This window comes from Virgibacillus sediminis, from assembly GCF_042643265.1.
Classification (GTDB): domain Bacteria; phylum Bacillota; class Bacilli; order Bacillales; family Amphibacillaceae; genus Virgibacillus_O; species Virgibacillus_O sediminis.
In genome coordinates this window covers 153,990-168,793 of the sequence record NZ_JBHRRZ010000003.1, presented here as the reverse complement: position 1 = coordinate 168,793, position 14,804 = coordinate 153,990, and the positions used below count along the sequence as shown (strand labels likewise).

The following is a 14,804-nucleotide window of genomic DNA, read 5'->3' as shown; positions in this document are numbered from 1 at the left end:
TCACATTTTATTTTCAAGCTAGAATAGCCCGATCCAGTTATTAAGCCTGGCGAGGCCTTTCCACTCACTAGCCATGTTCTTATATTTGTACGAAGAAGAACATGAGAACAGACAACAAAATGGAAGTGATTAGCATTGCTATCAATGGTTTTAAAGCTCTGTTCCTAACTTCCTTCAAGCTGACATTCAATCCGAGTCCCACCATCGCAGAAGTAAGAATGAATATAGTAAGAAAATCAACTGCGTTCATCACCATATCCGAAACAGGAATATAATCGCCGAGTACAAAACTTCCAAATAGACTCATGGCGATGAAACCAAGCAAAAACCATGGGAAACTCACCTTTGCCCCGCCTTCCTCTTCTATATCCTTTCTAGACCGCATCCAGTAAATCAGGATAAAACATAGCGGCACAAGAAGGAATACTCTGCCAAGCTTGGCAAGCAGGGCCATGGCAAGAGCATCCTCACCTGCAGGTGCTGCAGCGAGGGCTACATGGGCCAGTTCGTGCAGGCTGAGCCCAGCCCATATTCCGAACTGCTCTTCTGTTAGCGGAAGGAACGGCATAATTAATGCGTAAATAATAGAGAAAATAGTCCCTGCCAATGCAATGATCCCGACACCGATAGCTGTATCTTCCTCTTTCGCTTTAACAATTGGCGATACTGCTGCAATAGCAGCTGCCCCGCATACTCCTGTGCCGACACCAAGCAAAAGGGAAAGCTGAGTACTAGCCTTGAACTTTTTCGCCAGGTATACCGTCAGCAGGATGGAAAAAATAATGCCAGCTGCACCTTTCGCAAGTAATCCAAGTCCCTCCTCAAAAATTACACCAATATTCAGTTTCAATCCATATAGGATGATGGCAGCCCTTAAAAGATATTTGGCTGAGAACTGTATCCCACGCCGAAACTGCTCAGGATAGCCGAATATCTGGCGGTAAATAATAGCCAGTATAATCGCGCAGGCCAGGGGGCCGACACGGTCAAAACCGGGCACCATTGCAAGCAGATAACCGAAAATGGCTATAATGAATGTGAAACCAATTCCCATAATCATTCGCCGTTCATATGTTTGTTCTTGCTGTGACATGTCAACATTCCTCTCTTGCTTACCTTATAAAGTTTTCCAATAGAGTTAAGTATAAAACGGTAGTAATCATAAGAAAAATAAATTATTATAATAATAACGATAACTTTTACTTATTATTAGGAGCAGAGAGTGGAGGCAGAATAGATGGACCAGTCGCTAGTGGTGTTCAAGGAAGTTGCCGAACGGAGGAATTTTTCCCGGGCTGCAGCCGTCCTGCATATGTCCCAGCCTGCTGTCAGCCAGTATATAGCTGCCTTAGAGAAGGAGTACGGGGTGCGGCTGCTGGAAAGGAATAATAAGTCCGTACAGATGAATAAAGCCGGTGAGCTGGTTTATCAGTATGCTGTGGATATATTGAGAAGGTATGAACAGTTGGATGTGCTGATTTCCGACTTGAAAAATCAACCGAGTGGAAAATTGAAGATAGGGGCCAGCTACACGATCGGTGAATATCTGGTGCCGTCTGTAGTAAGGAGATTGCAGGAGAAATATCCGGATATCCTGCCCGAGGTCATGATTGGCAACACTACTTCAGTAACACGCTTGCTGGAAAAACGGGAAATCGATATTGCGCTGGTAGAAGGTGAAATTTCCCGGCCGAAAATCCAAGTGGAACAGTTCGCCCAAGACAGAATGTTTATTATCACTGGCAATAGGCCAGAACTATTAGATAAGCAATTGTCTCCAAAAGAATTGGAGAATGAGACATGGCTGATTCGGGAAGAGGGCTCCGGAACGAGGAAAATGGCAGAAGAGCTGTTTTCTCGAATGGACATCTCGCCCAAGCGAACGCTCACCTTCGGAAGTACACAGTTGATCAAAGAAGCCATGGAGGGAGGGATGGGCATCAGTCTCCTTTCCGAATTAGCGGTTAAAAAGGAATTACAGACAAAGCATCTGCATAGATTGGATATGGAGGGCTTACCGATGGGGCGCCAGTTCAGTATTATAAAGAATCAACAAGAATTTCACCCGAAGGCATTGCAGGTTTTTGAAGAGGAAGTCCGGATGATGGGGGAGTAGTCTGTTTTGCTTGATTGCCTTTCTTTATCGGCGGGAAAGGAGTATAATTGAAAGTGTACCAGGAAAGGGGATGCAATATTGTCATTTTCTCGAGGACCTAAAGAACCAGTTGCAGAAGTGGAAACAAACGTATGGTCATGTACCAGCGATGATTGCCAAGGATGGATGCGCGAATCGTACAGCTTTGAGGAAAAGCCTGCGTGTCCGCTTTGCAAATCAACAATGGAACAGGAAGTAAGAGTGCTTCCGGAAGTAAAATAGATGTTGCTCCATACATCTGCAGGTTTCCGGAAACAGTGATTAACTATATTTTTTCTCGTCTGGCGCTGATTGAAATCAGCGCCTTTCCTATGGGGTTAAAGGTATACCTCTATTTAAAAAGTATTATATAAAACCAAATTCTTGCAATTATCTAAAATCGGACTATATAATAAGGGTAGACATGCATCTTGTTTCTTCATCAGGTTATTGTAAGCGATTGCAATTTAAGGAGGAGGAGAAATTAATGAGGTATGCTAATCCGAATTCAGAAGGATCTGTCGTAAGTTTCAAAGAAAAATATGACAACTATATTGGAGGCGAATACCGCCCGCCGGCCAGCGGAAAGTATTTCGATAATATCAGTCCGGTCAATGGGGAGGTATTCTGTCAAATTGCCCGTTCAAATAAGGAGGATGTACAGGCTGCAGTGGATGCAGCAAATGCAGCAAAGGAGTCATGGGGAAAAACCTCTGTTGCAGAACGGGCCAATATTTTAAATAAAATCGCTGACAGGATAGAGGAGAACCTGGAAACACTCGCAGTTGCCGAGACATGGGATAATGGAAAGGCGGTAAGGGAGACATTGGCAGCCGATCTGCCACTGGCGGTGGACCACTATCGCTATTTTGCCGGTGCCATCCGTTCCCAGGAAGGCGGCATCAGTCAGATTGATAATGACACAGTGGCATATCACTTTCATGAACCCCTGGGGGTAGTCGGCCAGATTATTCCATGGAATTTCCCGTTGCTTATGGCAACATGGAAGCTTGCTCCAGCACTGGCAACTGGAAACTGTGTTGTACTGAAACCGGCTGAACAGACACCAGCTTCGATTCACGTATTATTGGATTTGATTAAAGATCTGCTGCCGCCTGGCGTACTTAATATTGTCAATGGATTCGGTGTGGAAGCAGGAAAACCGCTTGCGACCAACCCGGGCATCTCCAAAGTTGCTTTCACTGGGGAGACAACGACGGGCAGGCTGATCATGCAGTACGCTTCTGAAAATATTATCCCGGTTACCCTGGAGCTTGGCGGAAAGTCGCCGAATATCTTTTTTGAGGATGTCATGGATGAGGATGATGGCTTCCTGGATAAAGCAATTGAAGGTTTTGTAATGTTTGCCCTCAACCAAGGGGAAGTATGCACCTGCCCTTCCCGTGCACTTGTCCATGAGTCCATCTATGATAAATTCATGGAACGGGTGATTGAACGGGTCAATCAAATAAAAATCGGCCACCCGCTTGATACAGAAACTATGATGGGAGCACAGGCGTCCCAAGAACAGCTTGAAAAAATTTCATCCTACCTCGATGTCGGCAAGCAAGAGGGGGCAGAAGTGCTTGTAGGCGGAAATGTAAATAAACTGGAGGGAGAACTGGAAAACGGCTATTATGTAGAACCGACGATCTTTAAGGGCCATAATAAAATGCGGATTTTCCAGGAAGAGATTTTTGGCCCGGTATTATCAGTGACAACCTTCAAGGATAAAGAGGAAGCAATGGAAATTGCGAATGATACACTGTACGGATTGGGGGCAGGGATATGGACACGAAATATTAACACTGCCTATCGATTCGGGCGCGGTATTGAAGCCGGCCGGGTATGGACCAATTGTTATCATCAGTATCCTGCACATGCCGCATTCGGAGGGTATAAAAAGTCGGGAATCGGCCGTGAAAACCATCAAATGATGCTCAGCCATTACCAGCAGACCAAGAACCTGCTGATCAGCTATAGTGAAGGAGCAGCAGGACTCTTCTAATTTTAAGACCACAGAATAGAATATAGAAAGGGCGATGTAGATGGTACAGCGTGTAACAGCGACAGATGAGGCCTTGAAGTTGATAGATACGCTGAAGGAAATACATGGTCCGTTGATGTTCCACCAATCGGGCGGCTGCTGTGACGGCAGCTCGCCCATGTGTTATCCGAGGGATGAATTGAGGATAGGAGATTCAGACTGCCTGTTGGGGGACATCGGCGGCACTCCGTTTTATATGTCAAAGGACCAGTATGAGTACTGGAAGCACACCCAACTGATAATCGACGCTGTAGAAGGCAGGGGAGGCATGTTTTCCTTGGAGGGCCCTGAAGGCAAGCGGTTTCTGACAAGGTCCCGTGTGTTTACCGAAGAAGAGAGGAGAATCCTGGAAGAAAAATAAATAGGCACACCCGTCGAAAATTGGGAATTATAGCAGCCATTCACCCATATATTTAAATACACATAAACTAATCACATATATCCATTATGAAAAGGGTGTGTCACCTTTGCCTAACATGAAATATTATGTAAGCGGAAACACTGCTGGTGGTTTTGTAAATTATATGTCTCAGAACACAGGGGGGCTTAAGCAGGTAATTATTCTCAAGCATCCTTCCGAAACGCTGAAAACTGCTGTTTTGAAGCGATTGGCTGCCCACTATGATGATGGAATGGAAATGCTCCTTAGCCCAAAGGGTAGCAAGTATCTTGATGGAATTATTATTAGGGAGAAATCCTTAGCATTGATTAGTGATGTTCTGTCGACTCCAGATCTACCGGGAGCTATAGAAATTGACTTGAGTCTGTTCCTGAGAGACAAACTTTATCTAACCGATGATTATATGGAAAACAAGAACATGTATGAAGAGGCAGTCCAATCAGCCTATGGCAAGTTTCGAAAGGGGCTTGAAATCCATGACGAGCTAGAGGAGATTTATATCAACGAAATGGATTTTGCCAAAGCGGATCGGCTTGCATCCTCCTATATTTCCAAGTTGTTAGACGGAATTCCTAAAAAAAGCCGGAGCACCAATACGTTCCATCGGCTGTTCGGGACCAATACACCGGAGGGAGTCGTCAATGAAGTACCCCATTTGATCGACGATATTTCAGCAGTCTATCATGTGAAGGGGCGGGCCGGTACGGGCAAATCCACTTTCATGAAGAAAATTGGGGAGGCTTGCAGTACACGGGGATATGATGTGGAACTGTATCATTGCAGTTTTGATCCGGGGAGCATTGATATGGTAATGGTAAGGGAATTGGACTTTTGCTTATTTGACAGTACGGACCCTCATGAATTCTTTCCTAGGCGTAAAGGAGAAATGATCGTCGACTTGTACGAAGAAGCAGTGACTCCTGGAACTGATGAGAAGTACGCCAAAGATATTAAGGAGGTAAACCAACGCTATAAATCATTTATGAAGTCAGGGGTCAAGGAACTTGAACAAGCCGGAGTTCATTTGGAAAACCTGGAAAAATCCTTCCGATTCACGGAAACAGAATGTGATAATATTACTTCGTTTATTACGGACCAAGTGATCCCCTAAGAAAATGGAGAAGTCTTGCCAGGTGCAGGTTTGTACTTTTAACAAAAAGAAAAAATCTTCTTGCTATTCAGGTGGATATAGTGTAGAATTAATTAACTGAAAATTTAGATATAAAATCAGGAGGTGGAATGGATGGTAACTGTTAAAACGCTGAAGCCTTATTATATTAAGGCTGAGAAAGATGTTGTCCGTGTAATCCTTGCCTATCAATACTTTTCTGTCTTGATCCACAAACAGGTATATCAATTTATTCCTGTGGAAGCTAAGGAGATCCGTTTAAGCCGGAAGACTCGGAAAGTCGTAAATACAGCTGACCGGTTTGCATTCCAGCATGGAAAGGATGTAGTGTACATGACGTTGGCAGAACTGATTTCGCTTCCTGATTTTCAAATGCAGCTGAACACTATCGTGGAACCATACTATCGAAATGAACAAACTGCCAGCAAAAAAGAGAAAAAGGATGATACATCACTGATCATTCAAGAACTTGAAAGGCAGAATATCATGCGGATGATTGATAAAGCCCTGGATGAGTATGATGAAGAAGCATTTAATGATTTGGTGAAACAGCTATAGGCGGTTAGAGCATTTCCTTTAAGCAGTTGGGAAATGCTTTTTTTGTCTAAAGGCGATGGGGTCTATGGTTGGTGGAACTGATGGAGGGGTAGGCCACCTATCTTAGTTTCATTGTCCTGCGACTAGCATTCTCTTCTGTTTGGAAAGGAAACAATGGGCATAATGTCTATGAAAGCTGACTAGAACTGGGCTATACTTCAATCGGGATGGGCACTTTATTTTTACATTTTATTTAGAAAATTAAGTCAAATGCTTTTAAAAGGGTGAAAAAAGGGATATAATAAGATTAAAATAATGGTTCTAAAAAAAGAATATAGATAAGTGAGGTGGTAAAATGGAGGTAACAGTAGACTTTCCAAAGGCTTGCTTCATTAAAACTTTCCCCCGACATATTCATGTCATGCTTGCAGCAGCAGATATTACCGCCATAATTGATGGAACGGATTTTAAGTTCATACCCATCCATTCGAATGAAATTAGGATTAACCGAAAGACTAAGCAAATAGAAAATAAAGATGAGCTGTACGCCTTTCAGAAGGGAACGGATATTATAAACCTCACGATGACGGAGCTCATTTCCATCCCCGGCTTTTTGCCTCAGCTGCATCGTCTGGTAGAATCCTATTTTCATAAGCCGAGGGTGGAAGAGGAGATGAGGAGGCAGGAAACGGAGGAACTGATCGAGCTGTTGGAAAAAGATAATATCAAGCGGCTGATCAATATTGCTCTGGATGAACGGGACGAGCCCGCATTTATGGAGTTGAGCAGATTATTGCAGTAGAAGAGTTTTACAGTGGGGTATTAGCAAAAATTAAAGAACCTGCCCGCCTAAAGAGGTGGGCAGGTTCTTTGTATGGTTTCAGTTAATTTAGCTCGTTCAGCAGGTCTGTCGCTTTTTTGACGGCATATCCGCTTTCCTTATCCTGGGTCTGTTCAACCATCATGGCAAGAATCAAGTCTTGGCCTTCTGTTGGATAGGCAACAAACCAGCTGTTGATGCCGCTATTTTCATCTTCATCGGTCAGTTTCAATTCGGCGGTTCCCGTTTTCCCTGAAACCGGGAAGTCAGCCTCCTGTGCAGGGGCTGCTGTTCCCTCTGTCACGACCGCTCTTAAAGCATCATTGATAATGTCGGCCTGCTCTGTTGTCATTAATCCTTCCTGCCATATCTGACCCTTCTCTTCATCATGCAGCAATATAGGTTTAACCATATTGCCTCCATTCAAAAGTGGTGTGTAAGTCGCTGCTAAGTGAAGGGCACTCATTTCCATTTCTCCCTGGCCATAGCTGGTGTTGGCAAGCAGGACTTCTCCCTCAATGGTTCCTTCGTTGGATATGGTGGAAGCTTCAATCGGATATTCGTAAGGAAGGCTTTCGGAGAACCCGAACTGTTCCAGTCCTGAAACAAGTGTATCACTGCCCATCTCCAGCGCCTCTATGGCAAAGTAAATGTTATCTGAGCGGACAAGGGCATCTTTCAGATCCACTGGTCCATTCGATTCTGATACCCGGGTAACTTCATAGTCTCCCCAACCTTCTCCATTGCTCCATGTAAGTCCATCGATTTCAATCCCTTCATTCGGATCGAGTGTTCCGTTCTGCATACCGATTGCTGCCGTGATCGGCTTGATGACCGAAGCAGGAGCGTATGTTGCAGAGAAACGGTTCAGCAACGGCTGCTGTGGATCCTCCTGAAGGTCTTCCCATAGGGAATTTGAGCTATAGTACATGATTTCGTTTGGATCAAAAGAAGGGCTGCTTACAAGCGCAAGGGTTTCACCTGTTTTCGGTTCAAGCAGCACCGAGGTCCCTTTATCCCCTTCATAAGAGTTGAAAACTTGCTCCTGCATGTTAATATCAATCGTCAGTTTGATGTCTTCTCCATGTTGGACTTCCTTTTCAGCGATTACCGTCTGTTCTTCCTCGCTTACTGCCAGAATCTGAACGCCTCTTTCACCTCTGAGTTCCTCCTCATACAGACTTTCCAGGCCTCTGCTGCCAATCATGTCATTGGCACTGTATTCACCCTCTTCATCATTTTCCAGGTCTTCTGCATTGACCTGCCGTAAATAGCCGGTCAGATGTGCAGCTGCTTCTCCCGCGGGATAGACTCTCCCGGATGTTTCCTGATAGGAAAACCCATCAATAGCAATAACCTCCTGTAGTAGCTGTTCGTCTTCTTTTGGTATTTCTTTCAATGGAACGAAGGTAGTTGGCTGTACCCAGGAAGCGTCAAGTGCCTGATCTATTTCTTCGGTTGTCATTTGCAGCAGGTCTGCAGCCTCTTCTTTCGCTTGTTCAGCATTCTCGCCCAAACGCTCGGGTACCACACCAATGTTATAGACGAGATCGTTCAGAGCCAGCGGCATATCATTACGATCGAGGATTTCACCTCTTTCCGGCTCTTGCGTTTGGATACTGATTTCTCCCCCGTTTGCCAATTGAGGGAAGATAAAGCCGGGATGCCATTGGACATACCAATCGGGACCTTCCTCACTGTCTTCCCCTTCTAGAACCATGGTGGCAGTCTGATTGAAGGTAACAGGGCCGGCGATGGTTTCCATTTCTACTTGGTAAGGGATTTCCGCTGTTCCTTCGGATAGTGCCGTGTCTATTTCATCCTCCGACAGAGCCTCATAATTGACGGATAACTCTGTGACATCCAAATCCTGATAGATTTTTTCCATGCGGGCAGTGGAGTCATCTTCTGTAAAGTTTTCGCGGGCCTCGCTGGAATGAAGTGGGTACATATCGCTGAATTCCATATTGTTCCACTTTTGTACATATTCATCGAAACGTTCATTCGGGGTGGCTTGGTCATTCGAACACGCAGCAAGAAATACAATGATTAATAACATAGCAAATAATATAATCTTCTTCATTTCTGGACCCCCATATTCATATCTTATCTAGCTATATAGTAAATTAACTCGGGCATAATCCGGCCTGCATAAGGAGTAGGCTAGGCTTTTCCCTGATTTGATTGGAAAAATAATCCATCTTCCATAATTATATAAAAATAATAGACAAAAAGTCACACTGAAACTAGTCAGGTGACTTTTGGCCGTTGCTATTTTGCGTCCATATGCCCTTGGATTTCCGCCGAGATCCGGGTGAATTCAGAATCAGGCACCACGAGATACCAAACTCCATTAATGGTACGGCCCTCTCCATTTATTTCGAGCGTTTCGATGTTGGTGAGCGCTCCCCGGTATCCGGTAAACAATGTCTGCAAAATATCCATATCCATATCTGTCTGGACATTTGAACCCAGGATGTTGAGGATATCATCGACTTTGCCAATACTGGAGAAGCTTGCTGCCTGCTGCAATGCTGCTGTAACAACTTGCCGCTGGCGCTCATTTCTGCCAAGGTCGCCTCGTGGATCATTTTTGCGCATGCGAATATATTCTAGTGCTTCCTCGCCATTCAAGTGGATCTCTCCCTGAGGAAAGTTTTTGCCTCCCTGGGAGAAGGATTGGGCGTTTTGTACGGTTACGCCGTCTAAGGCATCAATCCCCTGCTGGAACCCCTCCATATTGACCCTTGCGTAGAAGTGGACAGGTAGGTCAAAAGCTTCCTGCACAGTTTCCACCGATAGCTCTACACCCCCATAAGCGTAGGCATGATTGATTTTATCCATGCCGTACCCCGGGATATCGACGTAAGTATCTCTCGGTATGCTGAGCATTTTCATAGAATCGGTGTTTGGGTTGGCGGAGACTAGGATCATTGTATCTGATCGGCCGCTGTCCCCAACTCGTTCATCGACACCGAGAAGGAGAACATTCACTGCATCCTTGTCATTGAATAGACGCTTTAATTCTTCCTGCCTCTCAGGATCACTGTCTCTTTCAAGAGGGGTATGCATGCTAGCGACGGTACTTCCGAGTTGATTATATAGATAAAAAGCATAGCCTCCGACAAGCAGGAACAATGCAAGCAGGATGCCTCCAAGCCAGAAAGGCCACTTCCGCCTTTTTTTATGCCGTCTCGTTTCTTTTCGTGAGTTCACAAATATTCTCCCTTGTACAATGCTGCATGTTTACAGCTGTATTTAGTGAAAAATAATATTCCTAGTTAAATTATAGCTTAAGTGTCTGTTATTCGTCTATGGCTATTCAGTTATTTTCCTTTACAGGTAAAGCTAATGTACAACATGAAAGGTTTGAAGGAGGAAATGAAAGAAGAAGTGAATACCATAAATGAGAAATTGTAACCGTGAGGCATCCGGTCGTTTATTTTCTAAAGACAGAGGATCTAAAATTTTCCGTTCGTTGAAGTAGTGGCTTATAATATCCTTATTCTTGAATGATTGGGTGGGGAAGATGCGAAAATATTTATATTGGCTGCTGCCTCTCGGGTGGATGGTGATTATCTTCCGTTCGTCGGCCACTCCGTATGAAAACCAGGACATTAAACCATTGATGGAAGAGTTGCCGGTCGATCTTTCTTTTCTTGAACCTTTGCTTGATTGGATTTCTTTTACATACCATCGGTCGGTTGTGAGTGTAGATGCACTGGGAATGTGGGGGTTCATTGAGTTCTTCCTCCGGAAAGGGGCACATATTGGGGTGTTCTTTCTCCTGGTGTGTCTATTCTATAGGGCCTTGAGGAAGGCGCCTGGGCTTGGGGAATGGACAAGTGTTGCGCTATCCTTTTTCCTGACAGTTGCATATGCTATAGCAGATGAGATTCATCAAGGCTTTACACCTGGTCGCACACCATATGCCGGTGATGTGATTCTTGATAGTTTTGGTGCCCTTTTGGCTGTTGTCTGTTTACTAATCTTCAGGCGGTGGAAGAGTTAACTAGCTGACAAAAATACTGTTTTTCGGATTGAAAAACATGAAAAAAGTGTAAAAAAGATGATAATCGCCACTTTTTTCATGGAAATATGATATTATTCTATCTATCTGAAGATAACGGATAAGAACGTTACTTGGTGCAAAGGTGGGAGAGTAAAATGGGAGAGCAAGAGAGGTATAAAAACTTACTGAGAAGAGTCATAGATGAAACAGAAAACTATAAAATTAAATCTTCTCAGGAACTGATTCAGACCTTGATTAAAGAATTGAGCAATCCAAGGGAAGAAAAATCTATTCATCCCCAGAATGCTGTTAAATAAAAAAGCATATCCTTCGGTCAGATATGTCAGGACTGCATAGCGATAGCGGGAGATTGCCTCGAAAGCAGGAAATCCTAGCCGTTCATCCATGTAGCATAAAGAATATTCCCTCAAGATGGAGGAAGAGACTGGGGCAAAACTAAACCGCTTTAATCAAAAGATGAACAATAGATGGTATTAGCGAAGGAAATATGCGGAGACTCCTACGGGAGGTAAGGCCTAGGTGAGACCCCGAAGCGCGAGAGCACAGGGAGGCTCAGCAGCCACCCGTGGAAAGCGGAGTATATTTCCGGAGCGGATATTCCACTCAACAAAATTTCTAGTTCATTCATTTTTTCTTTTGATTAAAGACTTTTGTCCCAGTCTCGGATGACTGCATGTACTCACCATGCAGTCTTTTTATATAAAAACTGATTTCTAACCTTCATCCGAGGTGGATTCCACCTCAATTTCAATATATTTGTTGTCTGTTTCCTCTATTTCTGCCTGCCCACTAGTCAGCTCGATCATCCAATCTTGGAAAAGCTGTTCTTTTCCTTTTTTGACATAAACAATGAACTCCACAATGTCCAGATAGTTGATAGTTTCCAAGATATATTCGGAATTTCGCAATTCATTTTCCAGTTTTCCGAGCGAGGTATAATCTACCTTGATAGAAAGTCCCTGCATCAGCTGCCGCCGTACGATCCCTGTTGTTTTTATTGCCTGGGAGGTAGTGCTGCCATAGGCCCGGATCAATCCGCCTGCCCCCAGCTTTATCCCGCCGAAGTATCGGGTCACCACAATGGCTGTATCTTTCAACCCTTGTTTCTTCAGCACTTCCAGGATTGGTACGCCTGCTGTTCCGCTGGGTTCGCCATCATCATTTGCCTTCTGGATCTGATCATTTTCCCCAATCATGTATGCGGAACAATTATGTGTGGCGTCGTGATGTTTCTTCTTGATTTCCTGGATGAAATCCTGTGCTTCCTTCTCTGTCTCCACCCGTCGGACATATCCGATAAAGCGCGACTTCTGTATAATTATTTCATCTTGTCCTTCTTCCTTAACAGTATAGTAACTGTTTATCATGATGATCCACTCTCCTGCCTCCTGAATATAGTCCATTATTAGTGTAAGAATTACGGGAAGTGTGATAAAAGACCCTATAAAAAATTCATATATATGCGTATAATTATAACATAGGTTGGTGGAAGACTATGGCACATAAATTAACAGAACGAGCATTGGACGATGTCATTGATGAAATGATTGATGTAGTGGAAAACAGCAAAGATGAGATTTTCCACATAAGTGAAGAAGCCCGTAAGGAACATGAACAGCTAGTAGAAGAGCTGAAAGAAACAAGAAAGCAGGTAATCCAGCATATCGACAATGGGGATAAACTGCAGCAAAAGGTCCGATATTCCAGACAAAGGCTGGCGGAAGTCAGTAAATATTTCGACCGTTATTCAGAAGTCGAAATCCGGGAAGTCTATGAGAATACACATGAGCTGCAGACGAAGTTGGCCATGCTTCAGCAAGAAGAGAAAACATTGAGGGATAAACGGGATTATTTAGAAAGACGGTTGGTTACATTGAGCCAGACAATTGAACGTGCTGAAGGGCTTGCCGGTAAAATTTCGGTCATTCTCACCTATCTTCACGACGACTTCCGCCAGGTTAATGAAATGATTGAAAGCGCCAAGGAAAAGCAGGAATTCGGGCTGAAAATCATAGAGGCCCAGGAAGAAGAGCGAAGGAAGATCTCACGGGAAATTCATGACGGCCCTGCTCAAATGCTTGCCAATATCCTCCTTCGATCGGAACTGGTCGATAAGATCTTCCGCAACGGAGATATGGAACAGGCGATGGAGGAAATCAAGAGTGTCCGAGATATGGTTCGTACTTCCCTTTACGAGGTCAGGCGCATTATATACGACCTCCGCCCGATGGCATTGGATGATCTTGGACTGATACCGACCATCCGTAAATATATCGCAACGTTATCTGATTACAGTGGTACAGAAGTGGAATTTTCCTTGAGCGGAGAGGAAAGGCGGGTCAGCCAAAAATATGAAATCGCCTTTTTCCGCTTAGTGCAAGAGTCTATACAGAATGCCTTGAAGCATGCGGAAGCTTCGTTGATTCAAGTGAAATTGGAAATAGGCAGTGATTATCTGAATATGTCCGTAAAAGACAATGGGAAAGGGTTCGATCCTTCCATGAAGCGAGATAAGTCATTTGGATTAATCGGTATGCGGGAGCGTGTAGAGATGCTGGACGGGGACATGGAAATCGATACAGAACTCGGGAAAGGAACAAGGGTTCTGATCAGGGTTCCTCTGTCATAGTATGATGTACCGAAAATAGAGAAAGAGGTATCATATATTTATACTTATCCATCCTATGTGAGCAAAAGAGGAATTTCTTACGGAATGCGGGAGGAACAAAACATGAGCAATGAAAAAAATATAAAAATAGTTTTAATAGATGACCATAAATTATTTCGCGAAGGGGTAAAGCGGATCCTTGATTTTGAGCCATCTTTTGAAGTGGTGGCAGAGGGGGAAGACGGTACGGATGCATCCAAGCTGGTGAAGGAGCATCAGCCGGACGTCGTCTTAATGGATATTAATATGCCGAACATGAATGGGGTACAGGCTACCGCAGATTTGATCCGTTTCTTTCCTGAAACCCATGTGATTATTCTGTCCATCCATGATGACGAAAGCTATGTAACTCATGCCCTTAAAACTGGCGCCCAGGGCTATCTTTTGAAGGAAATGGACTCTGATGCGCTGATCGAAGCGATTAAAGTAGTGAGTGAAGGCGGTTCCTACCTTCATCCAAAAGTCACCCATAATCTAGTATTGGAGTACCGTCGGCTTGCCAAGGAAAATGTACCGAGCATCGGGGATGGAAACATAGAACACCATAAACCTCTGCACCTGCTGACTAAGAGAGAATGTCAGGTATTGCAATTGCTGGCAGATGGCAAAAGCAACCGTGCAGTGGCAGAATCCTTATACATCAGTGAAAAGACGGTGAAGAACCACGTAAGCAACATCCTTCAGAAAATGAACTGTAATGATCGTACGCAGGCAGTTGTGTCTGCCATTAAAAAAGGCTGGGTGGAAGTTCTTTAAGCCTGGTATAAATAATCCTTCTTACTGCTCCGGTGCCAGTGGTGCCGGAGTATTTTAATGTTCTAAAGAGCAAGAACTGTTTTCGGTCAGCTTCACCACTTGTGTTCACCTCCTATCGAAAATTCCTATCGGAGAAAGGCCTATCCACTGTCGTAACCAAACGCTTGCATCTTTGCTAATACTATTAATGATAATGCATTTTTTATGGCGTTGATGTAGAATAAAGTGGAATATATTCAATATAAAATATGGAATGATTTTCACTTAATATGCAGAGGAG

Annotated in this window: 15 protein-coding genes; 11 read left to right on the top strand and 4 right to left on the bottom strand. The window is 44.0% G+C overall.

All coding sequences use genetic code 11. The features are described 5' to 3' along the window. Positions 1-79: 79 nt before the first annotated feature. Complete coding sequence (locus ACFODW_RS02740) at positions 80-1,093, bottom strand: YeiH family protein (protein ID WP_390302598.1); 1,014 nt, start codon at positions 1,091-1,093, stop codon at positions 80-82. A 144-nt stretch (positions 1,094-1,237) separates the two neighbouring features. Between ACFODW_RS02740 and ACFODW_RS02735 the strand changes: the two genes are divergently transcribed. The 7 genes from ACFODW_RS02735 to ACFODW_RS02705 all read left to right on the top strand — a co-directional run bounded on the left by ACFODW_RS02735 (position 1,238) and on the right by ACFODW_RS02705 (position 7,049). After that, positions 1,238-2,116, top strand: coding sequence for a LysR substrate-binding domain-containing protein (locus ACFODW_RS02735; RefSeq protein WP_390302595.1), 879 nt, complete (start codon positions 1,238-1,240; stop codon positions 2,114-2,116). 78 nt (positions 2,117-2,194) lie between these two features. Continuing rightward, positions 2,195-2,377, top strand: coding sequence for a cold-shock protein (locus ACFODW_RS02730; protein WP_390302592.1), 183 nt, complete (start codon positions 2,195-2,197; stop codon positions 2,375-2,377). A 244-nt stretch (positions 2,378-2,621) separates the two neighbouring features. Next, on the top strand, positions 2,622-4,142 hold the full coding sequence (exaC, locus tag ACFODW_RS02725) for an acetaldehyde dehydrogenase ExaC (protein WP_390302589.1): 1,521 nt from the start codon (positions 2,622-2,624) through the stop codon (positions 4,140-4,142). 40 nt (positions 4,143-4,182) lie between these two features. Next, positions 4,183-4,542, top strand: coding sequence for a DUF779 domain-containing protein (locus ACFODW_RS02720; protein WP_390302586.1), 360 nt, complete (start codon positions 4,183-4,185; stop codon positions 4,540-4,542). A gap of 115 nt (positions 4,543-4,657) precedes the next feature. Beyond that, the gene (locus ACFODW_RS02715) at positions 4,658-5,692 is read left to right on the top strand and encodes a hypothetical protein (RefSeq protein WP_390302818.1); all 1,035 of its coding nucleotides are present in this window, start codon (positions 4,658-4,660) and stop codon (positions 5,690-5,692) included. Positions 5,693-5,824: 132 nt separating this feature from the next. After that, positions 5,825-6,268: an IDEAL domain-containing protein gene (locus ACFODW_RS02710; protein WP_390302583.1), complete on the top strand. Its 444-nt coding sequence runs from the start codon at positions 5,825-5,827 to the stop codon at positions 6,266-6,268. A gap of 334 nt (positions 6,269-6,602) precedes the next feature. Further along, positions 6,603-7,049, top strand: coding sequence for an IDEAL domain-containing protein (locus ACFODW_RS02705; protein WP_390302580.1), 447 nt, complete (start codon positions 6,603-6,605; stop codon positions 7,047-7,049). 82 nt (positions 7,050-7,131) lie between these two features. On the opposite strand, the gene ACFODW_RS02700 is transcribed toward ACFODW_RS02705, so the two are convergent. Both ACFODW_RS02700 and ACFODW_RS02695 read right to left on the bottom strand, forming a co-directional pair. Beyond that, complete coding sequence (locus tag ACFODW_RS02700; RefSeq protein WP_390302577.1) at positions 7,132-9,150, bottom strand: penicillin-binding transpeptidase domain-containing protein; 2,019 nt, start codon at positions 9,148-9,150, stop codon at positions 7,132-7,134. A gap of 188 nt (positions 9,151-9,338) precedes the next feature. Further along, positions 9,339-10,283, bottom strand: coding sequence for an LCP family glycopolymer transferase (locus ACFODW_RS02695; protein ID WP_390302574.1), 945 nt, complete (start codon positions 10,281-10,283; stop codon positions 9,339-9,341). A gap of 313 nt (positions 10,284-10,596) precedes the next feature. Here ACFODW_RS02695 and ACFODW_RS02690 point away from each other — a divergent pair, with 313 nt between their 5' ends. Both ACFODW_RS02690 and ACFODW_RS02685 read left to right on the top strand, forming a co-directional pair. Next, positions 10,597-11,079, top strand: coding sequence for a VanZ family protein (locus ACFODW_RS02690; RefSeq protein ID WP_390302571.1), 483 nt, complete (start codon positions 10,597-10,599; stop codon positions 11,077-11,079). Between the two features lie 155 nt (positions 11,080-11,234). Further along, positions 11,235-11,396 carry a hypothetical protein gene (locus tag ACFODW_RS02685; protein ID WP_390302568.1) on the top strand — a complete coding sequence of 54 codons (162 nt, stop codon included), beginning with the start codon at positions 11,235-11,237 and terminating at the stop codon, positions 11,394-11,396. Positions 11,397-11,813: 417 nt separating this feature from the next. Here ACFODW_RS02685 and ACFODW_RS02680 read toward each other — a convergent pair whose 3' ends face one another. Continuing rightward, positions 11,814-12,467 carry a YigZ family protein gene (locus ACFODW_RS02680; protein WP_390302565.1) on the bottom strand — a complete coding sequence of 218 codons (654 nt, stop codon included), beginning with the start codon at positions 12,465-12,467 and terminating at the stop codon, positions 11,814-11,816. Positions 12,468-12,595: 128 nt separating this feature from the next. Between ACFODW_RS02680 and ACFODW_RS02675 the strand changes: the two genes are divergently transcribed. Together ACFODW_RS02675 and ACFODW_RS02670 are read left to right on the top strand one after the other, a co-directional pair. Continuing rightward, positions 12,596-13,729: a sensor histidine kinase gene (locus ACFODW_RS02675; RefSeq protein WP_390302562.1), complete on the top strand. Its 1,134-nt coding sequence runs from the start codon at positions 12,596-12,598 to the stop codon at positions 13,727-13,729. A 102-nt stretch (positions 13,730-13,831) separates the two neighbouring features. Then, positions 13,832-14,524 carry a response regulator gene (locus ACFODW_RS02670; RefSeq protein WP_390302559.1) on the top strand — a complete coding sequence of 231 codons (693 nt, stop codon included), beginning with the start codon at positions 13,832-13,834 and terminating at the stop codon, positions 14,522-14,524. Positions 14,525-14,804: the final 280 nt, after the last annotated feature.